22 protein-coding genes are annotated in these 24,461 nt (G+C 71.8%); 14 read left to right on the forward strand and 8 right to left on the reverse strand.

Features of this window, described 5'->3' with window-relative positions; all coding sequences use genetic code 11:
* The 5 genes from ADK65_RS03130 to ADK65_RS03150 form a co-directional block, all read right to left on the reverse strand.
* Positions 1 to 588 (reverse strand): FMN-binding protein (locus ADK65_RS03130; protein ID WP_159038709.1); only part of this gene is annotated, 588 nt, incomplete at its 3' end.
* A gap of 43 nt (positions 589 to 631) precedes the next feature.
* Positions 632 to 2,014: a ferric reductase-like transmembrane domain-containing protein gene (locus ADK65_RS03135; protein ID WP_053668231.1), complete on the reverse strand. Its 1,383-nt coding sequence runs from the start codon at positions 2,012 to 2,014 to the stop codon at positions 632 to 634.
* Positions 2,015 to 2,139: 125 nt separating this feature from the next.
* Entirely contained in the window at positions 2,140 to 2,838 is a 699-nt protein-coding gene (locus ADK65_RS03140; RefSeq protein ID WP_053668232.1) for a L,D-transpeptidase family protein, read from the reverse strand.
* Positions 2,839 to 2,841: 3 nt separating this feature from the next.
* Positions 2,842 to 3,429 carry a pyridoxamine 5'-phosphate oxidase family protein gene (locus ADK65_RS03145; RefSeq protein WP_053668233.1) on the reverse strand — a complete coding sequence of 196 codons (588 nt, stop codon included), beginning with the start codon at positions 3,427 to 3,429 and terminating at the stop codon, positions 2,842 to 2,844.
* A 140-nt stretch (positions 3,430 to 3,569) separates the two neighbouring features.
* Complete coding sequence (locus ADK65_RS03150) at positions 3,570 to 4,448, reverse strand: hypothetical protein (RefSeq protein WP_053668234.1); 879 nt, start codon at positions 4,446 to 4,448, stop codon at positions 3,570 to 3,572.
* A 233-nt stretch (positions 4,449 to 4,681) separates the two neighbouring features.
* Here ADK65_RS03150 and argH point away from each other — a divergent pair, with 233 nt between their 5' ends.
* From argH to ADK65_RS03170, 4 genes are all read left to right on the forward strand, one after another.
* Entirely contained in the window at positions 4,682 to 6,115 is a 1,434-nt protein-coding gene (gene argH / locus ADK65_RS03155; RefSeq protein WP_053668235.1) for an argininosuccinate lyase, read from the forward strand.
* A gap of 154 nt (positions 6,116 to 6,269) precedes the next feature.
* A complete protein-coding gene (locus ADK65_RS03160) occupies positions 6,270 to 7,241 on the forward strand; it encodes an aldo/keto reductase (RefSeq protein WP_053668236.1) in 972 nt (323 codons plus the stop codon).
* Between the two features lie 88 nt (positions 7,242 to 7,329).
* The gene (locus ADK65_RS03165; protein ID WP_053668237.1) at positions 7,330 to 7,881 is read left to right on the forward strand and encodes a TetR/AcrR family transcriptional regulator; all 552 of its coding nucleotides are present in this window, start codon (positions 7,330 to 7,332) and stop codon (positions 7,879 to 7,881) included.
* Positions 7,878 to 9,410: an MFS transporter gene (locus ADK65_RS03170; protein WP_053668238.1), complete on the forward strand. Its 1,533-nt coding sequence runs from the start codon at positions 7,878 to 7,880 to the stop codon at positions 9,408 to 9,410. The genes ADK65_RS03165 and ADK65_RS03170 overlap by 4 nt, the downstream gene beginning before the upstream one ends.
* Positions 9,411 to 9,622: 212 nt before the next feature.
* On the opposite strand, the gene ADK65_RS03175 is transcribed toward ADK65_RS03170, so the two are convergent.
* Positions 9,623 to 10,297 (reverse strand): lysophospholipid acyltransferase family protein, encoded by a 675-nt coding sequence (locus ADK65_RS03175; protein ID WP_053668239.1) that lies wholly within the window; start codon positions 10,295 to 10,297, stop codon positions 9,623 to 9,625.
* 386 nt (positions 10,298 to 10,683) lie between these two features.
* On the opposite strand from ADK65_RS03175, the gene ADK65_RS03180 reads away from it, so the two are divergent.
* From ADK65_RS03180 to ADK65_RS03190, 3 genes are all read left to right on the forward strand, one after another.
* Positions 10,684 to 11,853, forward strand: a complete 1,170-nt coding sequence (locus tag ADK65_RS03180; protein ID WP_053668240.1) for a glycerophosphodiester phosphodiesterase — start codon at positions 10,684 to 10,686, stop codon at positions 11,851 to 11,853.
* A gap of 91 nt (positions 11,854 to 11,944) precedes the next feature.
* On the forward strand, positions 11,945 to 12,439 hold the full coding sequence (locus tag ADK65_RS03185; RefSeq protein WP_053668241.1) for an RNA polymerase sigma factor: 495 nt from the start codon (positions 11,945 to 11,947) through the stop codon (positions 12,437 to 12,439).
* 56 nt (positions 12,440 to 12,495) lie between these two features.
* Positions 12,496 to 12,993: a GNAT family N-acetyltransferase gene (locus ADK65_RS03190; RefSeq protein WP_053668242.1), complete on the forward strand. Its 498-nt coding sequence runs from the start codon at positions 12,496 to 12,498 to the stop codon at positions 12,991 to 12,993.
* A gap of 70 nt (positions 12,994 to 13,063) precedes the next feature.
* On the opposite strand, the gene ADK65_RS03195 is transcribed toward ADK65_RS03190, so the two are convergent.
* The gene (locus ADK65_RS03195) at positions 13,064 to 13,492 is read right to left on the reverse strand and encodes a hypothetical protein (RefSeq protein WP_053668243.1); all 429 of its coding nucleotides are present in this window, start codon (positions 13,490 to 13,492) and stop codon (positions 13,064 to 13,066) included.
* A complete protein-coding gene (locus ADK65_RS03200) occupies positions 13,473 to 13,832 on the reverse strand; it encodes a hypothetical protein (RefSeq protein ID WP_053668244.1) in 360 nt (119 codons plus the stop codon). The genes ADK65_RS03195 and ADK65_RS03200 overlap by 20 nt, the downstream gene beginning before the upstream one ends.
* 69 nt (positions 13,833 to 13,901) lie before the next feature.
* On the opposite strand from ADK65_RS03200, the gene ADK65_RS03205 reads away from it, so the two are divergent.
* From ADK65_RS03205 to cobT, 7 genes are all read left to right on the forward strand, one after another.
* On the forward strand, positions 13,902 to 14,552 hold the full coding sequence (locus ADK65_RS03205; RefSeq protein ID WP_053668245.1) for an HAD family hydrolase: 651 nt from the start codon (positions 13,902 to 13,904) through the stop codon (positions 14,550 to 14,552).
* Positions 14,553 to 14,925: 373 nt separating this feature from the next.
* Positions 14,926 to 15,960, forward strand: a complete 1,035-nt coding sequence (locus tag ADK65_RS03210; protein WP_053668246.1) for a methionine ABC transporter ATP-binding protein — start codon at positions 14,926 to 14,928, stop codon at positions 15,958 to 15,960.
* Positions 15,957 to 16,664: a methionine ABC transporter permease gene (locus ADK65_RS03215; protein ID WP_053668247.1), complete on the forward strand. Its 708-nt coding sequence runs from the start codon at positions 15,957 to 15,959 to the stop codon at positions 16,662 to 16,664. The genes ADK65_RS03210 and ADK65_RS03215 overlap by 4 nt, the downstream gene beginning before the upstream one ends.
* 62 nt (positions 16,665 to 16,726) lie before the next feature.
* Positions 16,727 to 17,545 carry a MetQ/NlpA family ABC transporter substrate-binding protein gene (locus ADK65_RS03220; protein ID WP_053668248.1) on the forward strand — a complete coding sequence of 273 codons (819 nt, stop codon included), beginning with the start codon at positions 16,727 to 16,729 and terminating at the stop codon, positions 17,543 to 17,545.
* Positions 17,546 to 17,683: 138 nt separating this feature from the next.
* On the forward strand, positions 17,684 to 18,316 hold the full coding sequence (locus ADK65_RS03225) for a GNAT family N-acetyltransferase (RefSeq protein ID WP_053668249.1): 633 nt from the start codon (positions 17,684 to 17,686) through the stop codon (positions 18,314 to 18,316).
* A gap of 144 nt (positions 18,317 to 18,460) precedes the next feature.
* Positions 18,461 to 19,681 (forward strand): precorrin-6y C5,15-methyltransferase (decarboxylating) subunit CbiE, encoded by a 1,221-nt coding sequence (gene cbiE / locus ADK65_RS03230; protein ID WP_053668250.1) that lies wholly within the window; start codon positions 18,461 to 18,463, stop codon positions 19,679 to 19,681.
* A gap of 378 nt (positions 19,682 to 20,059) precedes the next feature.
* On the forward strand, positions 20,060 to 24,319 hold the full coding sequence (gene cobT, locus ADK65_RS03235) for a nicotinate-nucleotide--dimethylbenzimidazole phosphoribosyltransferase (RefSeq protein ID WP_053668251.1): 4,260 nt from the start codon (positions 20,060 to 20,062) through the stop codon (positions 24,317 to 24,319).
* Positions 24,320 to 24,461 lie beyond the last annotated feature (142 nt).

Raw genomic sequence — 24,461 nt, forward strand, 5'->3', positions numbered from 1 at the left:
GCTGCGGCCGCCCTTGGGGGCCTGGACCGCCTCGGCCTTGGTGATCTTGCCGCCGGTCACGGTCACCCGCACCTGCACCGGCCCGTACTGCGTCTGCGCGACATCACCGGTCAGCGTCTGCGCCCCGCCGGAGCCCTGCTGGGCACCGGCCGACGCCTTCGCCTTGTCCAGGGCGGACTGGAGGGACTTCTTGTAGCCGGCGCTGGTGTACGTGGCGCCCGACACCGCGTCGATCTCCGCGCTCTGCGCCGCGACCGCCGCCTGGTTGAGGCGGGGGACCGAGTCGGCGGTGATCTGGTCGCTGCGGCCGCCCTTGGGGGCCTGGACCGCCTCCGCCTGGGTGATCTTGCCGTTGCTCATGGTCAGGCGGACCTGCACCGCGCCGTACTGCGTCTGCGCCGCGTCACCGGTGACCGCGCCGTTCACGCCGCCCTGCGGGGCCTGCCCGGCCGCCGCGGGCGGGGCCTGTCCCGCCGCCTGGGCGGCCCCCGGGTCGGAGGCCGGCTTCAGGGACAGCAGCAGCACGATCCCGGAGACGGTGGCTGCGCCGGCGAGCACGGCACGCCGGACGGGGTGAGACTTCCTCATCGTTTCCCAAACTCCTGAAAAAGGGCCGTTGGTGTCCCGTCGCTCACATCTCGAACGACTCGTGATGGATGCGGCGGGCGGGTACTCCCGCTCCGCGCAGTGCCTCGTAGACCGACTGCGCGAAACCGGGCGGCCCGCACATGAAGACGTCGTGGTCGCCGATGTCCGGGATCTTCCGCTGGAGGGACTCCGCGGAGATGTCCGGGCGTTCGCCCTCCGGGCTGTTGACCGCGTACATCAACCGGGCGCCGCGCTCGTCGGCGATCTTGGCGAGTTCGCCCCACAGCGCCAGGTCCTGGGTGGTGTTGGCCCGGTAGAGAAGGGTGATGTCACCGGACGCGCCGGGCAGCGTCTCGAACAGCGCACGCATCGGCGTGATGCCGACACCACCCGCGACCAGCAGGACCTTGCCACGGCTGCGGCGCTGCGCGGTCATCGCCCCGTACGGGCCCTCGGCCCACACCTTGGTGCCGGGCTCGAGGTCCCGCAGCCGGGAGGTGTGGTCACCGATCGCCTTGACCGTGATGCGCAGCATGTCCGGACGGGGGGCCGCCGACAGCGAGTACGGGTGGGAACTGAAGCGCATGCCCGGCGCCTTGAACCGCCAGCGGAAGAAGTGCCCGGCCTCCGCGCCCATCCGGTGCAGCTTGCGCCCGCTGATCAGTACGGACACGATTCCCGGAGTCTCCTCGATGACCGCCGCGACGCGCATGCGGTGTCGCAGGTTCAGCCGGATGGGGGTGAGGATCCGGTACCAGACGACCAGCGCGGTCACCACGCCGTACAGCCCGTACCAGAAGGTCTTCGCGGCCGGCTCGACGGCGAACTCGTTGCCGGTCGTGATCTGGTGCCAGAACGTCATGTACACCGAGGCGTACGTGAGCAGGTGCACGTGGTACCAGGTGTCGTAGCCGATGAGGCGGCGCACGCCGCCGATCGACAGGATCCCGATGAGGAACAGCAGGCCCGTGCCGATGGCGGCCTTGCCCATGTCCGGCAGCTGGTTGACGGAGTCCACCGTCTGCTGGACGACGTCACCGAGCCCCTTGCCCGCCTGGAGCGCGTAGCCCCACATGGTGAGGAAGACGTGGGCCAGCACCAGACAGAGCGTGTAACGGCCGGTCATGGCGTGCCAGCGCGCCACCCGGTCGGTTCCCACCCGGCGCTCCAGCGCGGGCACCCGGGCCATCTGGAGCACCACCAGCGCCATGAGGTAGCCGGCGAGCAGACCGGTGATCCGGCCCGCGGCCAGGATCTTGCTCGTGTTGTCGGCGAGGGACGGTGTGTTGTCCCACCACAGCCACAGCACGGCCGCCGCACCGGCCCACAGGGCGATCAGCAGCGGAACGGCCGGGGAGCGGCGCGGGCGGATGCGGCGCATCGTCTGGCGGCGGGCGGCACGTCCGCCTGCGAGCGTGGTGGTCACGGTTCCTCCGTGGGGACTTGACCCTTGGCCCACAGATACGGACCGCGACACAGGAGTGTTCAGTCGTGCACCGGGTCGCGTCCGGGCAGGAGTGACCGCCGGTCGCGCTCACGCGCCTCCCTCCATCACAGGCGGGTGACGGCCGTGCTCCCGCTCCGCGTGCCCACGGCGATGTGCGGCCGCCGCGCGGGATCGGCCCACACGAGGATCCGCCGCATCGCCTTCTCGGACACGGAGACGCAACCGGCCGTCGCCCCCCGGCCGTTGACGTGGAGGAAGATGCCCGCACCGCGCCCCCGGACGGGCCGCTCGTAGTTGAAGCCGATGACGAGCGCGTGCGCGTACTGCGCGGAGTAGGTGATCAGGTGCTCGGACTCGGCGGCCCGGCAGTCGGCCGCACGCGGCTCGCTCCAGCGGTTGTAGGACCGGGAGCCGTTGTCCTGGCACCACCAGGAATCCTGGCGCACCCGGCGGTAGGTGTACGCCGTCCCGCGCGGCGCGGCCTTGATGCCGAAGGCGTACGGCAGGTGGTAGAGGCCGGTGGGTGTGGTGTTCGTGCCCTGCTTGCGGGTGGCGCCCGCGGCGAGTCCGTTCGCTCCGAAACGGGCGGGGGCGGAGCCCCTCTTCACCCAGCGCCCGTCCTCGCGGTCCCACCAGGTGACCGTGCCCGTCGTCGAGGCCCGCTTCGGGGCCACCGCGGTGATCAGCTGGGTGCCGCCGCCTGTGTCCGCCATCCGGGCCGGCAGCGGCGGCGCGGGGGCGGCCGGCCCGGCGCCGAGCGCGAGCAGGGAGGAGACGGCGAGGGCGACGGCACCGGGGCGCATGCCTCAGACGGTAGAGGGCGGCAGCGGCAGCGGCAGCCCGGGTAGTCCGTCCAGGCTGGTGGCGATGTGCTCCTTCTTGCCGAAGTACGCGTTGAGCGAGGCGTCGTCCTCCCGGGCGAACCGCTTGCCGTGCAGGTCCCGGTCCTCCTCGTACGCCATGAAGGGGACGCCGTAGCCGCAGGTGTCGCGGACGAGTTCGGCGGTGACGACGATGATCGCGCGCAGGCCGTGCCGCGCCGGGTCGATGTCCGGGAAGTGCGCGAGCAGTCCCCGGAAGCGGGGGTCGTCACGGAAGACCGGCTCGCCCCTGCCGTGCACGCGGACGATGTTCGGCGGGCCCTGGAAGGCGCACCACATCAGTGTGATCCGCCCGTTCTCCCGCAGATGGGCGATGGTCTCGGCGTTGGAACCGGCGAAATCGAGGTAGGCCACCGTGAGCTCGTCGAGCACCGCGAAGGAGCCCGTGAGGCCCTTGGGGGAGAGGTTGACGGTGCCGTCGGCGGCCAGGGGCGCGGTGGCGGTGAAGAAGACCGGCTGTGCCTCGATGAAGGCGCGGAGCCGGCCGTCTATGCGCTCATAGGTCTTTCCCATGTCGAACGATTATGACCGCATATCTTTTGGCCGTCTAAGGAATAGCGGGGTCCGGTCACCTCTGCCGGACCCCGCGTGCGGACGTCTGCCGTGGCCGCCCCGGCCGGCGCTCCCACGGGGCGGCCACAGCACCTGTCACCTCACTTGTTGAGGGTGCAGGCGGCCAGGGAGTCCAGGCCCTGGGGCTTTGCGGCGGTGCGGCCGATGGCGGTGGCGATGCGGTTGACGGTCGAGACGCGCTTGTCCTTGAGGGGGCCGAGGATGGCGTTCTGGACGAAGTTGGGGCCGCCCTGGCCGACGGTGTTCACCAGACGGGTGTTGGCTTCCCGGATCTGGGTGTCGAGGAGGGCGAGGTTGCGGTCGACCTCGGCCTTGGCGGAGGCGGGGACCGCCGGGAGCTTGGAGCGGACGTCCGGGCAGGTGATCGTGCCGGCGGCGGCGTTGCCGGCATTGCCCGCATTCCCGGCGTTGCCCGCATTCCCGGCGTTGCCCGCATTCCCGGCGTTACCCGCGTTGCCCTTGTTGCCGCCGGCCTGCGGCTTGCCGGCCGCGCCGCCGCCCGCGTTGGTGCCCGCGCCGTTCAGCGTGCAGCCGGCCAGGGCGTCCAGGCCCTGGGGCTTGGCGGCGGTGCGGCCGATGGCGGTGGCGATGCGGTTGACGGTCGCGACGCGCTTGTCCTTGAGGGGGCCGAGGATGGCGTTCTGGACGAAGTTGGGGCCGCCCTGGCCGACGGTGTCGACCAGGCGCTTGTTGGCCTCCTGGATCTGCGTGTTGAGCAGAGCGAGGTTGCGGTCGACCTCGGCCTTGGCGGAGGCGGGGACCGCCGGGAGCTTGGAGCGGACGTCCGGGCACGTGATGGTGCCGGGGCCCGCCAGCGTCCGGGCGTTCTTGGCCCCGCTGTCGGGCGACTCCCCGGCGAGGGCGAAACCGGCGATGACCGTGCCGGACAGAGCCACCGCGGCGGCGCCGCCGATGAACGTGACGCGACGCTTGTTGTACTTCGGAAGAGCCCTGGACATGCGGATGCCTCACTAGGGAGTCGGAGTGTCGTCGGTGTCGTAACGCGGCGCCTGCGTTCGGCGAGAGGTACGGGTAAGCGGTTTCCCGTGTTCAACGGATCTTCAAATTCCTCAAACTTCTCTCATGCGACCGGAAACCGACCCTCGGCCCCACCGAATTGACGAATCATGCAGTCGTCTGCATACTCATGCATGACGGTGAGGCACATCCACACCCCTTGAGGAGCGCGCAGGTGAGCAGCAACAGCGGTGACGTCCGGCTCTGGGGCGGCCGTTTCGCCGACGGTCCCGCCGAGGCGCTGGCGAAGCTGTCCGCGTCCGTCCACTTCGACTGGCGGCTCGCGCCGTACGACATCGCCGGTTCGCGTGCCCACGCGCGCGTGCTGCACAAGGCGGGTCTGCTCACCGAGGACGAGCTGACCCGCATGATCGCCGGCCTCGACCGGCTCGAGGCGGACGTCGCCGACGGCTCCTTCGTGGGCACCATCGCCGACGAGGACGTCCACACCGCTCTGGAGCGGGGCCTCCTGGAGCGTCTCGGCCCCGACCTCGGCGGAAAGCTGCGCGCGGGCCGCTCCCGCAACGACCAGGTCGCGACCCTCTTCCGCATGTACCTGCGCGACCACGCCCGGATCGTCGGCGGCCTGATCGCCGAGCTCCAGGACGCGCTGATCGGACTCGCCGAGGCCCACCCCGACGTGGCGATGCCCGGCCGCACGCACCTCCAGCACGCCCAGCCCGTCCTGTTCGCCCACCACGTGCTGGCCCACGTCCAGTCCCTGTCCCGGGACGCGGAGCGGCTGCGCCAGTGGGACGCCCGCACGGCGGTCTCGCCCTACGGCTCGGGCGCCCTGGCCGGTTCCTCCCTCGGGCTGGACCCGGAGGCGGTGGCCGCGGACCTCGGCTTCGAGCACGGCTCGGCCGGCAACTCCATCGACGGCACGGCCTCCCGGGACTTCGTCGCCGAGTTCGCCTTCATCACGGCGATGATCGGGGTCAACCTCTCCCGGATCGCCGAGGAGGTCATCATCTGGAACACGAAGGAGTTCTCCTTCGTGACCCTGCACGACGCGTTCTCGACGGGCTCGTCGATCATGCCGCAGAAGAAGAACCCCGACATCGCGGAGCTGGCCCGTGGCAAGTCGGGCCGTCTGATCGGCAACCTCACGGGCCTGATGGCCACGCTCAAGGCCCTCCCGCTCGCGTACAACCGCGACCTCCAGGAGGACAAGGAGCCGGTCTTCGACTCCATCGACCAGCTGGAGGTCCTGCTCCCGGCCTTCACCGGCATGATGGCCACCCTCACCGTCCACCGCGAGCGCATGGAGGAACTGGCCCCGGCCGGCTTCTCCCTCGCCACGGACATCGCCGAGTGGCTGGTGAAGCAGGGTGTGCCCTTCCGCGTGGCCCACGAGGTGGCGGGCGAGTGCGTGAAGGTCGCCGAGTCCGAGGGCAAGGAACTGGACGCCCTGACGGACGAGCAGTTCGCCAAGATCTCCGCCCACCTCACGCCCGAGGTGCGGACGGTCCTGAACGTCCCGGGTGCCCTGGCCTCCCGCAACGGCAGGGGCGGCACGGCCCCGAGCGCCGTCGCCGTCCAGCTGGCCGAGGTGAAGGCCGACGTGGCCGCCCAGCACGAGTGGGCGGTGGCGAAGAAGCAGGCCTGAGAGGCACGCCCCCTCAGGGGTGCGGGGAACTGCGCGACCAGCCGCACACATCCCGCACCCGCCGAAACACCGCACGTCCCGAGCTCCGAGGCGAAGGTCGTCGCGGGTTACGTTGAGTCGAAGCCGAACCGGAGCCGACCGAACGGAGCCCGCGATGCCCTTCGCCCGCCTGGCCACCGCGACCACCCCCACCTGCCACATCGGCCTCGGCCTCGCCGCCGTAGGGCGCCCCGGCTACATCAATCTCGGCCGGGACGAAGACCTCCCCTCGGAGCGCACGGTCGACGCCCTGCGGGAACGCACCCACGAACTCCTCGACGCCGCCTACGCCCAGGGCGTCCGCTATTTCGACGCGGCCCGCTCCTACGGCCGCTCCGAGGAGTTCCTCGCGGACTGGCTGAAGGACAGGCCCGGCCTCGACGACATCGTCGTGGGCAGCAAGTGGGGTTACACCTACACCGCCGACTGGTCCACCGACGCCGAGAAGCACGAGGTCAAGGACCACACCCTCGCCACCTACGAACGGCAGCGCGCGGAGAGCGACGCCCTGCTCGGCGACCGGCTCGACCTCTACCAGATCCATTCGGTCACCCCGGACAGCCCGGCCCTCACCGACAAGCAACTGCACGCGCGGCTCGCGGAAGCCGCCGCCCAGGGCCTCACCGTCGGGTTCTCCACCAGCGGCCCCGCCCAGGCGGACGCGATCCGCGCCGCCCTCGCCGTGACCGTCGACGGCGAACCCCTCTTCCGGACCGTGCAGTCCACGTACAACGTGCTGGAGACCTCCGCGGCGCCCGCCCTCGCCGAGGCCCACGACGCCGGACTCACCGTGATCGTGAAGGAGGGCATGGCCAACGGCCGGCTCGCCGGGCCGCACGCCCCGGACCTCGTACGGGAGATCGCCGAGCGCTCCGGGCTCGGCTGCGACGCCGTAGCCCTGGCCGTCATCCTGCGGCAGCCCTGGGCCGGTGTCGTCCTGTCCGGCGCGGCCACCACCAACCAGCTCGCCTCGAACCTGCACGCGGCCGTGGTCGACCTCGACGACGACCAGCTGACCCGCCTCGCCACGCTGGTGGAGGAGCCGCACGCGTACTGGCAGCGGCGCGCGCAACTGCCCTGGCACTGATCACCCCGTCACCCACAGAGTGCGGCCGGCGTGAGTCACGCACGCACCGGATGAGACATCAGTGTCTCATCCGGGTTATGGTTGTCTCATGGCTGTCGACCCCGAGCACGTGCTGCGCGCCGCCGCTGCCCTGCTGACCCGCAAATCCACCGCGACCTTGGACGAGGTCGCCAAGGCCGCCGGCATCAGCCGGGCCACACTGCACCGGCACTTCGCGGGACGTGACGCCCTCGTCCGGGCGCTGGAGGCGCTCGGCATCGCGGAGTGCGAGGCCGCCCTGGACGCGGCCCGGCTCGACGAGGGCTCGGCGAGTGACGCCGTGCGCCGACTGGTCGGGGCCATCGAGCCCGCCGCGGGGCTGCTCGCGTTCCTCTACACCGAGAACCAGCTGTTCGAAGGCGAGGAGCAGAACGCCGGCTGGGCCACGATCGACGACCGGATCTCCGCGCTGTTCCGGCGCGGCCAGCTCGGCGGTGAGTTCCGCATCGACCTCACGCCCGCCTGGCTCACCGAGGCGCTGTACGGCCTGATGGCCTCCGGCGCCTGGATGGTGCACAGCGGCAAGGGCGCCCCCAAGGACTTCCAGCACATGATCGTCGAGCTGCTGCTCGGCGGCGCGCTCAGAAGAGAGGAATCATGACCAGCACCCTGCAGCCGGCGAAGACCACCGAGGCGGTGGAGCGCCCGGGCCGCTGGCTCGCGCTCGGCGTCCTCGTGCTCGCCGTGCTGCTGGTGGCCGTCGACGCGACCGTCCTCGGTCTCGCGACCCCCTACATCAGCGAGGACCTGAAGCCCTCCGGCACCCAGCTGCTGTGGATCGGGGACGTCTACTCGTTCGTCATCGCCGGTCTGCTCGTGTCGATGGGCAGCCTCGGCGACCGGATCGGCCGCAAGCGGATCCTGCTGATCGGTGCCACGGCGTTCGGTGCGATATCCGTCGTCAACGCGTACGCCACCACGCCCGAGATGATGATCTTCGCGCGGGCGCTGCTGGGCGTCGCCGGAGCGACCCTGATGCCGGCCACCCTCGCCCTGATCCGCAACCTCTTCCACGACCCGCGCGAACGCAGTCTCGCCGTCGGCATCTGGGGCGCCACCGCCTCCGCCGGCACGGCGGTCGGCCCGATCGCCGGAGGGTTCCTGCTGGAGCACTTCTGGTGGGGCTCGGTCTTCCTGATCAACCTGCCCGTGATGGCCGTCCTGGTCCTCGTCGGGATCAAGCTGCTGCCCGAGTCACGCACCGCGAACCCCGGACCCTGGGACCTGGTCAGTGTCGTGCTGTCGCTGGTCGGCATGATCGGCGTGGTGTACGCGATCAAGGAGGCCGCTTCCCACGGTTTCGGGTGGAGCACCCTGGCCGCGGGACTGCTGGGCGCCGGGGCCCTGTACGGCTTCGTCCGCCGTCAGCTCAGGCTGCCGACGCCGCTGCTGGACATGCGGCTGTTCCGGCACCGGGGCTTCAGCGGGGCGGTGCTGGCCGACCTGCTGACCATCCTCGGCCTGTCCGGACTGGTGTTCTTCCTGTCCCAGTATCTCCAACTCGTACAGGGCAGGCGCCCGTTGGAGGCCGGGCTGGCCGAGCTGCCCGCGGCCGTCGGCGCGGTGGCGGCCGGACTGGTCGCGGGGCGTGCGGCACGGCGCTTCTCCGTGCGGGCCGTCGTCTCCGGGGGCCTCGCGGCGATCGGCCTCGCGCTGGCCGTGCTCACGGTGCTCGACCGCTCCACCGGCTACCCGATGCTCGGGATCGCGCTGCTGGTGGTCGGCGTCGGCGCCGGCCTGTCGTTCACCGTGACCGCAGACGTGATCCTCTCCAGCGTGCCCAAGGAGCACGCGGGCTCCGCGTCCGCCGTGTCCGAGACCGCGTACGAACTCGGTGCAGCGCTGGGTATCGCCGCGCTGGGCTCCATCGTGACCGGCGTCTACCGCGACTTCACCGGGCCCGCGGGCACACCGGCCGCTGCCCACGAGTCGCTGGGCGGCGCCGTCGAGGCGGCGGCCCACATGCCCGCCCACACCGCCGTTCCGATGCTGGACGCGGCCCGCACGTCGTTCGTCGACGGCCTGGCCCTGGCAGCGGGCGCGGGCGCGGCGGTCCTGCTGGCAGCGGCGGTGGCGGCGTGGTTCCTGCTACGGGGCCAGCGCCTGGAAACCTCCCCGGACCACCCGTGACCCGCCCGGACGAAACAACGCCCCTGAGGTCCTGCCCTCAGGGGCGCCGGGAACTGCGCGACCTCGGGCACAGGGCTGCACGCGGCCACGCCCTGCAGGTCATGCCCTCAGGGGCGCGGGGAACTGCGCGACCAACCCCCACGACCCGCAGCCGCCCACGGCCCCCAGCAGCCCGAGCCCGCCCACCAGAGCAAGCCCACGCCCGACAAGAACTACGCCGCTTCCTTCGCCTTGCTCGCGTACATGTCCACATACTCCTGCCCGGAGAGCCGCATGACCTCGGCCATCACCGAGTCGGTCACGGCCCGCAGCACGTAGCGGTCCCGGTCCATCCCCTCGTACCGGGAGAACTCCATCGCCTCACCGAACCGCACCGTGACCTTGCCCGGCCGCGGCAGCCCGGCCCCACCCGGCTGCAACTTGTCCGTGCCGATCACGGCGAAGGGAACCACGGGCGCACCCGTCATCAGGGTCAGCCGGGCGATCCCCGTCCGCCCCCGGTACAGCCGCCCGTCGGGCGACCGCGTCCCCTCCGGGTAGATACCGAAGACCCGGCCCTCCTCCAGCACGCGACGCCCCGTCATCAGCGCGGCGACACCGCCCCGGCCGCCGTCGCGGTCGACGGGGATCATGCCGACGCCGGTGAAGAACCAGGCCATCAGCCGGCCCTTGAACCCCTTGCCGGTCACGTACTCGTCCTTGCCGATGAAGAAGACCTGCCGGTCGCAGACCAGCGGCATGATCATCGAGTCGATGAAGGTCAGGTGGTTGCCGGCCAGGATGACCGGGCCATCACCCGGAATGCGCTCCGCACCCTCCACCTGTGGGCGGAACATCAGGCGCATGATCGGACCGAGCACTGCCTTGATGAGCACGAAGCGGGACAACGGACCCTCCGGTGTCAAGGAGTTCTGTATGAGTCTGTGCAGGTGAGGACGATACTCGTGGCCCCGGCCCTCGCGCACATCGGGCACGGCGACTTCACCGAGGCCTTACGCACTGTTGACGCACGTTTACCTGCGGTGGTGCCCCGCCGACGGCGCGAAACGCGACCGACATGCTGTGACGCACATCGCCCCGGTGGCCCCCGCACGCGTTCCCAGAACGGCCGAGCCGAATCGAACAGACACGACGAGCCGTCACATCATCCTCCCCACCAGCCTCTACGACATCCCACATCACCCGCGTGTTCCGCCCGCGGTCTCCCACTCGTCATGTACGCGCCCCTACGATCGGCGCGCACGGACGAGCCGAACCGGCGGAGAGGGCGCTCATGGGAACACGGGAGTCGAACGAAGAAACGAGTGGTACCGGGCGGCGGGCCCTGCTCGGCGCGGCGGTGCTCGGCGCCGGGGGAGCGGTCCTCGGCATGGCCGGCGCGGCGCGTGCCGACGGCGCCCGGCACGGCGGCGGAGCCGGCGGCGTCAAGAGCCTGCGCAAGCCGACCATCATCGGCCACCGCGGCGCCAGCGGATACCGCCCCGAGCACACCTTCGGTTCGTACCAGCTGGCCCTCGACCTCGGTGCCGACGTCGTCGAGGCGGGCGACCTGGTCCCGACCAGGGACGGGCACCTGGTCTGCCGTCACGAGCCGGAGATCGGCGGCACCACGGACGTCGCCGACCACCCCGAGTTCGCCGGCCGCAAGAAGACCAAGCTGCTCGACGGCGTCTCCACCACCGGCTGGTTCACCGAGGACTTCACGCTCGCCGAGCTGAAGACGCTGCGCGCTGTCGAGCGCATCCCGGCCAACCGCCCGCACAACACGCTGTACGACGGCCGCTGGGACATCCCCACCTTCGAAGAGGTCCTCAGGTGGCAGGACGAGCAGACCCGCAGGCGCGGCAAGCAGGTGTGGATCTACCCCGAGCTCAAGCACCCGACCTATTTCCGCAAGCAGGGCCTGCCCCTGGAGGAGCGGGTAGCCAAGCTGCTGGGCAAGTACCGCAAGGACCGGCGCACCTCCCCGGTCATCCTCCAGTCCTTCGAGCCGACCAGCGTCCAGCGCCTGCGCAAGCTCGTCGACAACCCGCTGGTCGTCCTGCTGTCCTCGGCGGGATCCCGGCCCTGGGACTTCGTCGAGACCGGTGATCCGCGCACGGTCGCCGACCTGGTCAAGCCGGCCGGCCTGAGGGAGATCGCCTCCTACGCGCAGGGCATCGGCCCGACCCTGGACCTGGTGATCCCCCGCGACGCCCAGGGCAGGCTCACCGAGCCGACGACGCTCGTCTCCGACGCGCACAAGGTGGGCCTGATCCTGCACCCCTACACCATGCGCAACGAAAACCCCTTCCTGCCCGCCGACTTCCGCAAGGGCGCGGACCCGGACGCCTACGGTGACGTCTTCGGTGCCTACGAGGCGTACTTCGCGACGGGCATCGACGGCGTCTTCACCGACCAGCCCGACACGGGTCGGCTGGCCCGCGAGGACTTCACCGGCTGAGCCGGGTCAACGTCCGGGCCCAAGGCCCCCGGACGAGTGAGCTTCGGCCGCCCGGGCAACCCGCCGCCCGGGCGGCCGCGTCGCTCCGCATATGACGCACGACCTGGTCGCCGCCCTGCGCCCGCTGCTCACCGCCGAGGCCTCCGCCGAGGCATATTCCACCGGAACCGAGCCGGGTGACCTGGAACAGGCGGTCTGGCTCCGTCTGCTGGAGCGGCTCGCCGCCGAAGGGCCGCCGCTCGACCCCGCGCGGTGGCTCCGCAGAGCCGTCCGCTCCGAGGTGCGCCGCGCCCGCCGGACCAGCCGCCTCGAACGGCCGTACTCAGGTGAACCGGTCGACGACGGGGGCCGCGACCCCGAACAGCTCGCCCTCGCCGCGGCCCGTGGCCGGGCCCTGCGCGAGGCCGTGCGCCGCCTCCCGGGCCGCTGCCCCCGGCTGATGGAGGCGCTGCTCTCGCCTGAGGACCTGACATACCGGGAAATCGCAGGGGAGTTGGGTATCTCACAGGGGAGCCTTGGCCCGGAACGTTCCAGATGCCTGGGATGTCTCAGGAGATTACTGACGCCGGAGGTTGCGGCCCGCTGAGGACGGGGATAGGAGTGGGGACACCAGGTGATCAGATGAGCGGGAGGCGTGCGCACATGGGCATGAGCGTGACCATCTCTGCGGCGACCGGGCAGGACGCGGAGCAGATCTTCAGACTGCAGTACCTGTGCTTCCAGTCGGAGGCGGCCCTGTACGGGAACTACCGCATCGACCCGCTCGTCCAAACCCTCGACTCGGTCCGCGAGGAGGTCACGCGCGACTGCGTCTTCGTGGCTCGGCTCGGCGAGGAGGTCGTCGGCTCGGTCCGGGGCTCGGTCACCGAGGACGGCGCCGCCGCGATCGGCAAGCTCTGCGTCCACCCCCGCCTTCAGGGCCACGGCATCGGCGCCCGTCTTCTCAGGGCGGCCGAATCGGCCCTCGCCGGCGACCACGGCGCCACCCGCTTCCGCCTCCACACCGGCCACCGCAGCGAGGGCAACCTCCGCCTCTACCGGAAGGTCGGCTACGAAACGGTCGGCACGTCCCAGGGCACGGACGGTGTCCCGATGATCGTCCTGGAGAAGCCGGCGAGCACCTACGCGGCGACGGCGTGATCTTCGCCCCATCAGGGGCGCGGGGAGTTGCGCGAGCAACCACACACGGCCCGCGGCCGCCTGACGAACCTCAGGCGGCACCGTCGCGAGGCGCACCCTTCCGCAGCCAGTAAATGGCGGACACCGGCAAGATCACGGGGATGAACAGATACCCCATCCCGAAGTCCGACCACACGGTCGCATCCGGGAAGGCGGACGGCTCGACCAACGTCCAGGTCCCCACCGTCAGCACACCCACCAACTCGGCGACACAGCAAGCCAGCGCAGCCTTCCGCGCTGTCTCCCCACCCCGCACCAGCGAGTACGTGATGAACCCGTACACGACACCGGCCACGGCCGACAGCGAGTAGGCCAGCGGCGCCCGGTCGAACTCCGTCGCGATCTGGAACGCGGACCGCGACACCGCCCCCACGACCATCACGCCGTACAGCCACACCAGCAGCGTGCCCGGTCCGCTGATCAGCCTGCGCCGGCTCACCTCAGCCTCCCCAGATGTCATAGAGACGCACCTCCAGCACCGCCAGCACCACACCGCCGGCGGCCACCGTCACCGAACCCCACCGGGTCCGCTCGGCCAGCGACATGAACCCCGCCGCCGGGACGCACGCGAACGCCCCCAGCAGATACGCCACGAAGATCGTCGTACCCTGCTCCGGCTTCTCGCCCTGCGCCAGCAGCACGATCCCGACGACCAGCTGGACCAGCGACAGGAGCGTGACCACGGCCATCCCGATGAAGTGCCAGTCCTTCGTCGGCTGGTCGCGGTAGGCCGCCCAGCCGCACCAGGCGGCGAGCAGCAGCGCGGCGACGCCGGTCACCAGCGTCAGGGCATTCAGCATGCAGCGACCTTATTACGGCCGAAAAGGCCCCCTGCTTCCGGCCCTGGCCTGCACCGTAGGGTCGAGGCCATGACGATCCACGCCCAGGCCCTGCTGTTCGACAACGACGGAACCCTCGTCTCCTCCCTCGCCTCGGTGGACCGCTGCTGGACGCGGTGGGCCGGGGAGTACGGGATCACGGCCGAGGAGTTCGCCCGCGTCGAGCTGCACGGACGGCCGGCCGCGGAGATAGCCGCCGACCTGCTGCCCGCCGAGATCGTGCCGGCCGCCGTCGCGCGGATCGAGGACCTGGAGGTGGAGGACGTGCCCAACGACGGGGTGCACCTGCTGCCGGGCACCCGGGCCTTCCTCGACGCGCTGCCCGCCGAACGCTGGGCCGTCGTCACCTCGGCCACCCGGCGCCTGGCCGAGGCCCGGCTCGACGCCGTCGGCATCCTGCCCAAGACCCTCGTCGCCGCCGACGACATCACGCGCGGCAAGCCCGACCCCGAGCCCTATCTGCTCGCCGCCCGCGCGCTCGGCGTCGACCCGGAGCACTGCGTCGTCTTCGAGGACGCCCCGGCCGGCCTGACGGCCGGCCGCGCCGCGGGCATGACCACCGTGGCGTTGACCACAACCCATCAGGCCCACGAACTCCACGCCGATCTGGTCGTCGGGAATCTGTCGGCCCTGTCCGCACTGGTCACCGAGCGGGGTGTGGAGATCTCCGTGCGCGGCTGACACTCCGGGACCCCGTCCACCGCTGTCCAGCATGCGGACAGCGGAGGGCCGGTCAGGACCGTACGCGTGTTTTACTGACGGCATGACCACGACGAGCGACCGCATCCCCGCGACCGAGGCGACCATGACGCCCGGTGCTCGTTGTATGTGTCGAATGTGCGCCTTCTAGAGGGCCCCTGCACCACCCCTGAGCTCGCGCCCCGAAGCGAGACGCGGCCTGTCCGCACGCCCTGAGCGTCGCGTGACCCGAGCCGCCCCGCGCACATGTTCTCCCCGGTTCCACTCCCCAGCGAGAACCGTGTCGCGTCTCTGACCGAATGCACCTGTGCCCGGGCACACCCACGCCCGCGCACTCGACAGTGACGGAATCCCAGTGATCACCACTTCGGGCCTGACCAAGGTCTACCGTGCACGCGGCCGTGAGGTCACCGCCCTGGACGGCGTCGACCTGCACGTCCGCGAGGGCGAGGTGTACGGCGTCATCGGCCAGTCCGGCGCCGGCAAGTCCTCGCTCATCCGCTGCGTCAACCTGCTGGAACGCCCCACCGCCGGGACCGTGACCGTCGCCGGGCAGGACCTGACCGCCCTGGCCGGCCGCGGCCCGCGCGCCGGGAGGGAACTGCGTCAGGCGCGCAGCCGTATCGGCATGGTCTTCCAGCATTTCAACCTGCTGTCCTCCCGGACCGTGCAGGACAACGTCGAGCTGCCGCTGGAGATCCTCGGGAAGTCCGGGCGGGAACGCTCCCGCAAGGCGCTGGAACTGCTCGACCTGGTCGGCCTCGCCGACAAGGCCAAGTCCTACCCGGCGCAGCTATCCGGCGGCCAGAAGCAGCGCGTCGGCATCGCCCGCGCCCTCGCCGGGGACCCGAAGGTCCTGCTGTCCGACGAGGCCACCAGTGCCCTCGACCCGGAGACCACCCGTTCGATCCTGGCGCTGCTGCGCGACCTGAACCGCCAGCTCGGCCTGACCGTCCTGCTCATCACCCACGAGATGGACGTCGTCAAGTCGGTCTGCGACTCGGCCGCCCTCATGGAGAACGGGCGCATCGTCGAGTCCGGCACCGTCAGCGAACTCCTCGCGACCCCCGGTTCGGAACTCGCCTCGGCGCTGTTCCCGCTCGGCGGCGAGGCCTCCGGCGAGGACCGCACCGTCATCGACGTCACCTTCCAGGGCGAGAGCGCCACCCAGCCGGTCATCTCGCAGCTCGCCCGCACCTACAACATCGACATATCGATCCTCGGCGCCGCCATCGACACCGTCGGCGGCCTCCAGGTCGGCCGCATGCGCATCGAACTGCCCGGCCGCTACGAGGACAACGTCGTGCCCATCGGCTTCCTGCGTGAAAAGGGCCTCCAGATCGACCTCCTGGGCCACGACTCCGAACCGGTGAAGGAAGGTGCCAAGTGACCTGGTCCGAGATGCAGCCCCTGCTGGAACAGGCGTGTTGGGACACGCTCTACATGGTCGGCTGGTCCACGCTCATCGCCGTCGCGGGCGGACTGCCGCTCGGCATCCTGCTCGTCCTCACCGACCGTGGCGGACTCCTGCAGAACCTCGCCGCCAACAAGGTCATCGGGCAGGTCGTGAACATCGCCCGCTCCCTGCCGTTCATCATCCTGATGGTCGCGCTGATGGGCTTCACCCGCTCGATCACCGGCACGACCATCGGCGTGGAAGCCGCCATCGTGCCGCTCGCCGTCGGCGCCATCCCGTTCTTCGCGCGCCTGGTGGAGACGGCCGTCCGCGAAGTGGACCACGGGCTCGTCGAGGCCGTGCAGGCCATGGGCGGCAACACCTGGACCGTCGTCCGCAAGGTCCTCGTCCCCGAGTCCCTGCCGTCACTGATCTCCAGCGTCACCACCACGATCGTCGCCCTCATCGGCTACTCGGCCATGGCGGGCACCGTCGGCGCCGGCGGTCTCGGCGACATCGCCATCCGCTACGGCTACCAGCGCTTCGAGACCCAGCTGATGTGGATCACCGTCGCGATCCTCGCCGTCGTCATCTCGGTCATCCAGTTCGCCGGCGACTACGCGGCCCGCTCCCTGCACCGCCGCGGCGCCCACTCCGGCCCCGCCCCCAAACTGCGGCTCCTCAAAGCCGCCTCCTGAGCCCCTCGTCCACCCACGACGAGGTCGCACCACTCGCAAGGTCATAAGGAAAGGCACTTTTCGTGCGTAACACCGCCAAGATCACCACCGCCGTCCTCGCTGCCGGAGCCCTCACCCTCGGGCTCAGCGCCTGCGGCGCGGACAGCTCCGACACCGACGGGCCCCTGATCGTCGCCGCCAGCCCCGTCCCGCACGCCGAGATCCTGAACTACGTCAAGGACAACCTGGCGAAGAAGGAGGGCCTCGATCTGCAGGTCAAGGAGTTCACCGACTACGTCACGCCGAACACGGCGACGCAGGACGGCTCCGTCGGCGCCAACTACTTCCAGAACAAGCCGTACCTCGACGACTTCAACAAGAAGAACGGCACCGACATCGTGCCCGTCGTCACGGTCCACCTGGAACCGCTCGGTCTTTACTCCCACAAGGTCAAGAAGGCCGACGACCTGAAGAGCGGTGCGACCGTCGCCATCCCCAACGACACGGTCAACGAGGCCCGCGCCCTCAAGCTCCTCGCCGCCAACGGGCTCATCACCCTCAAGCCGGGCGTCGGCAACGAGGCGACCCCCTCCGACATCAGCAAGAACCCCAAGAACCTCAAGTTCAAGGAGCTGGAGGCGGCCCAGACGCCGCGCTCCCTCGACGACGTGGACGCCGCCGTGGTCAACGGCAACTACGCCATCGAGTCCGACCTCAAGCCGTCCAAGGACGCCCTCGTCCTGGAGTCCCCGAAGAACAACCCCTACGGCAACTTCCTCGCCGTCAAGAAGGGCAACGAGGACGACCCGCGCGTGAAGAAGCTCGCCAAGCTCCTCACCTCTCCCGAGGTCAAGAAGTTCATCCAGGACAAGTACGCCGGCTCCGTGCTCGCCTCCTTCTGAGCCCACACCCGGCACTCGCACACGGGATCCTCCCCCCACCCGGTGGGGAGGGTGCCGTGGTGCGGATCAGTGCTTTCATGCTGCATGCTGGGCAGTTCAGCATGCCCTGAAGGTTCACCGAAGGTTACGGAGCGGCGCATGACGAGCACCTTCCCCAACATCTCCATCAGCACGGAGCGGTTGGTGCTGCGTCCCCTCGACGAAGACGACGTCGCCTCCCTGGCCGCGATGATGAACGACGAACAGGTGGCGGCCTGGACCTCCGTACCCCAGCCCTTCACGGAGGACGGCGCACGCACCTGGATCAGCGAGTACGCCCCCAAGCAGCGCACCGAGGGACACGGAATCGACTTCGCCGTCACCGAGTTCCTCACCCAGCGCCTGGTCGGCGTCATCCAGCTCACCAAGACCAACTGGCACGTCCGATCCACCGAGCTGTCGTACATCATCGCCCCCTGGGCGCGCGGTGAGGGCTACGCTTCCGAGTCCGCCCTGGTCACCGCCCGGTGGCTCTTCACGGACCAGAAGTTCGAGCGCATCGAACTGCGCACGGCGGCCGACAACACCGCCTCCCAGCAGGTCGCCCAGAAGATCGGCTGCATCAGCGAGGGCGTGCTGCGCAACGCCTGTATAGCCCGGGCCCGTGCCGAGGACGGCACATGGACCGACGTACGCACCGACTTCATCGTCTGGAGCCTGCTCCCCGAGGACCTGGAGGGCGTCGGGGAGCAGCTCCGCGACGGCTTCACGTCCTTCGGCGACTGGAACTGACCGGAAGCACCCGGAGGACACCGGCACCGACGGCACCGGTACTCCCCGCTCACCTCCACCGGGTACCCTCACGAAGCCCGCCCCCGGGCTGCTCCCCACCACGCCACGCAGACGACCTGCGAAAACCCCTGGAGACTGACGACGATGGCCGACCGCGTCACGGTGATCGGCTGGGACGGTTCGCCGCTGACCGCCGCGGCGAGCGCCGCCCTGGGCGCCGCCACGCTGGTGGCCGGCGCCGCCCACCACCTGGCGCTCCCGGAGGTACCCGCGGGCGCCGAGCGCATCCGCCTCGGCAGTGTCGCCCTCGCCGCCCGCCGCATCGCGGCCCACCGCGGCACGGCCGTGGTCCTCGCCGACGGCGACCCGGGCTTCTTCGGCGTCGTACGCACCCTGCGGGCGCCCGAGTTCGGCCTCGAGGTGGAGGTCGTCCCCGCCGTCTCCTCCGTTGCCGCCGCCTTCGCCCGCGCCGGGATGCCGTGGGACGACGCACAGGTGGTCGTTGCACACCCCCGTACCCTGCGGCGCGCGGTCAACGTGTGCCGAGCCCACACCAAGGTGGCGGTCCTCACCTCACCGGGCGCCGGCCCCGCCGAACTCGGCCTGCTCCTCGAAGGAGTCCACCGCTCCTTCGTCATCTGCGAGGAACTCGGCACCGCCCGCGAACGCGTCACCGTCGTCACCTCCGACAAGGCCTCCGACCACACCTGGCGTGACCCCAACGTCGTCATCGTCCTCGGCGGCCCGGCCAGGCCGGACACGGCGGGGGAGTCCGGCGGCTGGATCTCCGGCCGCGACCCGGCCGCCGGACCGCGCGGCTGGACCCTGCCCGCGGACGCCTACGGCACGCACCTCGGCGAGGGCGAGACCCAGCTGCTGCGCTCCTCCCAACTCGCCCGTCTGGGGCCCCGCGTCGGCGACCTCGTGTGGGACATCGGCTGCGGCAGCGGCGCCTTCGCGGTCGAGGCCGCCCGGGCCGGCGCCGCCGTCCTCGCCGTAGACGGCGACCGGGCCGCCTGCGTCCGCACCGACGCCACGGCCCGCCGCCTCGGCGTCCAGCTCCAGATCGTGCACGGCGCCGCCCCGCACATCCTGGAGAACCTCCCCGAACCGGACGTCGTCCGCGTCGGCGGCGGGGGAGCGGCCGTGGTGTCGGCGGTCGCCGACCGCCGCCCGCAGCGCATCGTCACGCACGCCGCCACCCGCGACGCCGCCGAACTGATCGGCCGCGACCTGACCGAGCACGGCTACGGCGTCGAGTGCGCTCTCCTCCAGTCCGTCGAACTCGACACCAGGGCCTGGACGGAGAAGGAACGGAGCGTCGCGTTCCTGCTCAGCGGCGTGCTGCCCAAGCGCGGCGCCTGACGCTGCGTCCGTCCCCACGACCGTCCCCGTGATCGGTTTGTCGTACTGCGCGCGGTAGGCTGGCCGATCGCTGCACCGCACAAGGACGCCCGGCGCTTCGTCGGTCAATGTCCGGAAAACCCGCCCGCTTTGGGGCGTGTGTGGTACGGCGGATGCGGAGGACGCGCAACGTGGCGCAGTCCACAGCGCAACCGTGGCGGATCAAGCTGCCGTGGGGGTGGTCCGACCGCGACAATGCCAGTGAATGGCTTTGTCGCCTTTTCCGGCGGACCGTTCGTGCCGCTGGGGACGCACGCTCGTTCTTCACTGCGGGGCGGTCGGTGCGCCGTTCCGGGCGAGCTGGTCGTAGGAGCACTAACCGATGGGCGAGGGGTACGCATGACCGACACCGGCCAGGTCCCGGGCGAGGGACTGCCGGAGAGCGCAGGCATGGTGGAGCAGCCGGACGCCCCCGCGCCCGGTGCGTACCCCTACCTCTCCGAGACCACCGCCGAGGACGAAGACCTGCTGCTGTTGCCGGGCGCCCAGGGCGCCTGGGGCAACGAGGTCCCGCCGCCCGCGCCGGAGCCGGTCCAGGAGGCCGTGCACCAGCCCGGCCCGCACGAGATCTCCGGCCGCGACAGCGGCTCCGTGGACCTCGGCGGCGTCCGGCTGCCCGACCCGCCGCCGATCCCGCCCATCACCCCCCGCCGGCCCCTGCACCTCGGCCCGCCGCTGCCCGACAGCTCGTCGAGCCCCGTCCGCTCCCTCGCCGACCGGGGCCCCGCCGACGCGCCGGTACGCCAGCCGTCACCGTCCCCGGCGGGCCCCGAGTACCTCGACGGCCCCCGTGCCGCAGAACCCCCGGCGCAGCCCGCCACGCCCTGGGGCGTACCGGCCCCGCACCCGGCCCAGGTGAGCGCCGGGGCGGCGCCTGCGGAAACGGTTGTTCCGGCAGCGGAACCGATGGGCACGGCCCAGGCCGTCGCGACCCGGATGCCGACGGAGACCAACCCCACGGCACCGCCGGCCCAAGCCGCACCCGAACCGCCCGCACCCGCACAGCCCGTTCACGCCGAGCAGCCCGCGGGCGTGCCGGCGGCGTCCGCCGAGCCCGAGCAGGTCGTCCTCGAGGCGGACACGGCCGCTCAAGGCGATTTCGTGGTTCCGGACGCGGGCCCGGCGGAGGGTCGGCCGGCCGCGGCCGAGGCCGGACAGGCTCCGGTGGGTGTTCCCGACGGTGCGGCTGTCCCCGCCGGCGCGGGTGCCGGCCCTGACGGGGCCCACGTCGTCGCCCAGCAGCAGGCCATGGCCACGCAGGGGGCAGACCCCGCGGTCCTGGCCGTGGACGCGGCGGTGGGCCGAGTGACCGCTGCCCAGGCAGGCCTGGTCGCTGCCGACGGTGCCGCCGGTGTGGCCGAGGCTCAGGTGGCCGGGGCCGGGTACGCGGCTCCCGAGCAGGTCGCGGCAGCCGCGGGCGACCCCGTCGGGGCCGGGACCGGTCCCGACGCGAGCCAGGTGACAGCCGCCGACGCGGGGGCCGTTGCTGCTCCGGAAGCGGTCATGCCGCCGGTACCGGAGCCGGGACCGGTCGTGAACGACCCCGCGTCCAACGGTGAAGCCGCCGGTGCGTCTCCTGAGGCCCACGGGCCGGACGCCACCGTCGAACAGCCCCCGGTGACCGCCGCCGAGCAGGCCGAGGCACCGGTCCCCGCCCCGCAGGCCGACCCGGCTCCGCAGGCCGACCAGGCTCCCAAGGCCGACCAGGCTCCCCAGGCCGGCCAGGTCCCGGAAGCGATGCCGCTCCCGGATGCCGCGGCTGCCCCGGAGCACGCGGTCGTCACCCCGTCCGAGCCCACCGGCGGAGAGGCTCCCGCCCCGGTACCGGACGAGGCAACCCCCGAGGCCGTCGCCACCGCGCCGGACGGAGCGGAGACCCCGGCTCCGGAGGCCGTTGCGCAGATGCCGACTCCGGACGTCGCCCCCGAGACCGCAGGACCGGGCCCGGACGAGGCCGCCGCTCCGGCCGCGGACGCCACCGCCACCGTGATGCCGGAGCCGGGGACGGAGGCCACCGCCGAAGACGCCGTGCCGCAGCCGCAGCCGCAGCAGGTAACCGACACCGCGCCGGCCGCGCAGGAACCCGAGGCGGCGGTGATTCCGCAACCCACCCCTCCCGGCCCTCACCTCGAGGCACCCGGCCAGGTCGCCGCTGCCCAGGCCACCGAACCGGTGGGCCCGGAAGGCACCGCTCCGCCCGCCGGGGCCGCCGCCGACTCCGCGCCGGTCCCGATCGCCGAAGGTGCCTCCGCCCCGGCAGCCGAAGGTGTCGTCGCCTCCGCCCCGGCAGCCGAAGGTGTCGTCACCCCGGCCCCGGAACCGGCAACCGAGGCCCCCGTACCCGTCGACGCACCCGCCTCCGCCCCCGCGCCGGACGCCACGTCGAGCCCGACCGCCCCGGCCCAGCCCCTCGCCGCAGCGGCACCGGACGAGGACCCCGTCGCCCCTCAGACACCCGAGGCGACCGAGGCACCCGTCCCTGCCCCCACCGCCGACGCGGCGGACCCGGCGGCCGGGACCACGGAGCCGGCCACGGGCGCGCCCACCGCCGGAACGGCCGAGCCGGACCCGGCCGCCGACGCCCCCGCGTCCGCCGAGGACGTCACCGTCGTCCTCCCCGCCCCCGCCGCGGAGGAACAGCCCGTGCAGCCGGTACAGGGCCCGCAGCAGTCCCGGCCGACGGCCTCCGGGACGCCGGGGCCGCCCGCACCCGCCATCACCGTCCCGGCACCCCGCGACGGCGACGCCGAACTCGTACAGAACGCCGACGACCTGGACACCCGGGCCGCCGAACAGGAAGACCTCGCAGACCAGGAACGCCGAGAAGAGAGCGCGGCCGCAGTGGCAGAAGCCCGTCAGTTCACCGGCCCAGCGGCCCCCGGCTACGACCCCGCCGAGCGCGAGGCCGTCCTGAAGGTCATGCGTGAGCGCCGTGACATCCGCAACGGCTTCCGCAGCGATCCCATCCCGCACGAAGTGCTGCTGCGCGTCCTGGAGGCGGCTCACCACGCGCCCTCCGTCGGCCACTCGCAGCCCTGGGACTTCGTCGTCATCCGCTCCGCCGACACCCGGCGCGCGATGCACGAACTGGCCATGCGCCAGCGCGACGCCTACGCGAAGTCCCTCCCCAAGGGCCGGGCGAAGCAGTTCAAGGAACTGAAGATCGAGGCCATCCTCGACACGCCGGTGAACATCGTGGTCACCGCCGACCCGACCCGCGGCGGCCGCCACACCCTCGGTCGCCACACCCAGCCCCAGATGGCCCCGTACTCGGCCGCCCTGGCCGTGGAGAACCTCTGGCTCGCCGCCCGCGCCGAAGGCCTCGGCGTCGGCTGGGTCAGCTTCTTCGACGAGCGCGAGATGGTCCGCGCCCTCGGCCTGCCCGAGCACCTGGAGATCATCGCCTACCTGTGCGTCGGCTACGTCGACGAGTTCCCGGACGAGCCCGAGCTGTTGCAGGCCGGCTGGTCCAAGCGCCGCCCGCTGTCGTGGGTCGTGCACGAAGAGACATACGGCCGCCGTGCCCTGCCCGGAGAGGAACCCCACGACCTGCTCGCCGAGACCGTCGCGCAGATCCGCCCGCTGGACGCCAAGGCGCTCGGCGAGGCGTGGGAGCGCCAGAAGCGAATGACCAAGCCGGCCGGAGCGCTGGGCATGCTGGAGATCATCTCCGCACAGCTGTCCGGCCTGTCCCGCCAGTGCCCGCCGCCCATCCCGGAGCCCGCGGCCGTCGCGATCTTCGCGGGCGACCACGGTGTGCACGCCCAGGGCGTCACCCCCTGGCCGCAGGAGGTCACGGCCCAGATGGTGGCCAACTTCCTGGGCGGCGGCGCCGTGTGCAACGCCTTCGCCACCCAGGTCGGTGCCGAGGTCTGCATCGTCGACGTGGGCGTCGCCGCGGACCTCCCGGCCACCCCGGGCCTGCTGCCCCGAAAGATCCGTGCCGGCACGTCCGACCTGACGGCCGGTCCCGCCATGACCCGCGAGGAGGCCAAGCAGGCCATCGAGGTCGGCATCGAGACCGCCCGGGACCTGGTCGCCGCCGGCAACAAGGCCCTGCTGACCGGTGAGATGGGCATCGCGAACACCACCGCGTCCGCCGCCCTGATCTCCGTCTTCACGGGCGCGGACCCGGCCGAGGTCACGGGCCGGGGCACCGGGATCAACGACGAGACCCTCGCCCGCAAGACCGAGGTCGTCCGCCGGGCCCTGGAACTCCATCAGCCGGATCCGGCCGACCCGATCGGCGTGCTCGCCGCGATCGGCGGCTTCGAGCACGCGGCCCTCGTCGGCCTGCTCCTCGGCGGCGCCTCCCTGCGTACGCCGGTGATCCTGGACGGCGTCAGCGCCGGAGCCGCCGCCCTGGTCGCCCGCGCGATCGCCCCGGAGGTCCTGGCCGCGTGCATCGCGGGCCACCGCAGCGCCGAGCCGGGCCACGTCGCCGCCCTCAACAAGCTGGGTCTGCGCCCCCTGGTCGACCTCGACCTCCGGCTCGGCGAGGGCACCGGCGCCCTGCTCGCCCTGCCGCTGGTCCAGAGCACGGCCCGGGCGATGCACGAGGTGGCGACGTTCGACTCGGCAGGAGTGACGGAGAAGTAGGGCTCCACGCCGCCGTAGCCGTGGGTCCGTGGGCGGATTCCGCAGGGCGGACCACCCAACGGACCGCCTCGGACCGCCCACCGGCGGCGCCCTCGGGTGCCCAGCCACTGGACCACCTGGGCCGCCTTCCCTCCCGCCCACT

The sequence above is a fragment of the Streptomyces sp. NRRL B-1140 genome, assembly GCF_001280065.1.
GTDB lineage: Bacteria > Actinomycetota > Actinomycetes > Streptomycetales > Streptomycetaceae > Streptomyces.

Bases quoted from the DNA above. Each gene is read 5' to 3' on its own strand.
- ADK65_RS03190 (WP_053668242.1), top strand. From the start codon at position 12,496: ATGGGCATGAGCGTGACCATCTCTGCGGCGACCGGGCAGGACGCGGAG.
- ADK65_RS03170 (WP_053668238.1), top strand. From the start codon at position 7,878: ATGACCAGCACCCTGCAGCCGGCGAAGACCACCGAGGCGGTGGAGCGC.
- ADK65_RS03145 (WP_053668233.1), bottom strand. From the start codon at position 3,429: ATGGGAAAGACCTATGAGCGCATAGACGGCCGGCTCCGCGCCTTCATC.
- ADK65_RS03160 (WP_053668236.1), top strand. From the start codon at position 6,270: ATGCCCTTCGCCCGCCTGGCCACCGCGACCACCCCCACCTGCCACATC.
- cobT (WP_053668251.1), top strand. From the start codon at position 20,060: ATGACCGACACCGGCCAGGTCCCGGGCGAGGGACTGCCGGAGAGCGCA.
- ADK65_RS03150 (WP_053668234.1), bottom strand. From the start codon at position 4,448: ATGTCCAGGGCTCTTCCGAAGTACAACAAGCGTCGCGTCACGTTCATC.
- ADK65_RS03185 (WP_053668241.1), top strand. From the start codon at position 11,945: ATGACGCACGACCTGGTCGCCGCCCTGCGCCCGCTGCTCACCGCCGAG.
- cbiE (WP_053668250.1), top strand. From the start codon at position 18,461: ATGGCCGACCGCGTCACGGTGATCGGCTGGGACGGTTCGCCGCTGACC.
- ADK65_RS03140 (WP_053668232.1), bottom strand. From the start codon at position 2,838: ATGCGCCCCGGTGCCGTCGCCCTCGCCGTCTCCTCCCTGCTCGCGCTC.
- ADK65_RS03195 (WP_053668243.1), bottom strand. From the start codon at position 13,492: ATGACATCTGGGGAGGCTGAGGTGAGCCGGCGCAGGCTGATCAGCGGA.
- ADK65_RS03225 (WP_053668249.1), top strand. From the start codon at position 17,684: ATGACGAGCACCTTCCCCAACATCTCCATCAGCACGGAGCGGTTGGTG.
- ADK65_RS03205 (WP_053668245.1), top strand. From the start codon at position 13,902: ATGACGATCCACGCCCAGGCCCTGCTGTTCGACAACGACGGAACCCTC.
- ADK65_RS03200 (WP_053668244.1), bottom strand. From the start codon at position 13,832: ATGCTGAATGCCCTGACGCTGGTGACCGGCGTCGCCGCGCTGCTGCTC.
- ADK65_RS03165 (WP_053668237.1), top strand. From the start codon at position 7,330: ATGGCTGTCGACCCCGAGCACGTGCTGCGCGCCGCCGCTGCCCTGCTG.
- ADK65_RS03180 (WP_053668240.1), top strand. From the start codon at position 10,684: ATGGGAACACGGGAGTCGAACGAAGAAACGAGTGGTACCGGGCGGCGG.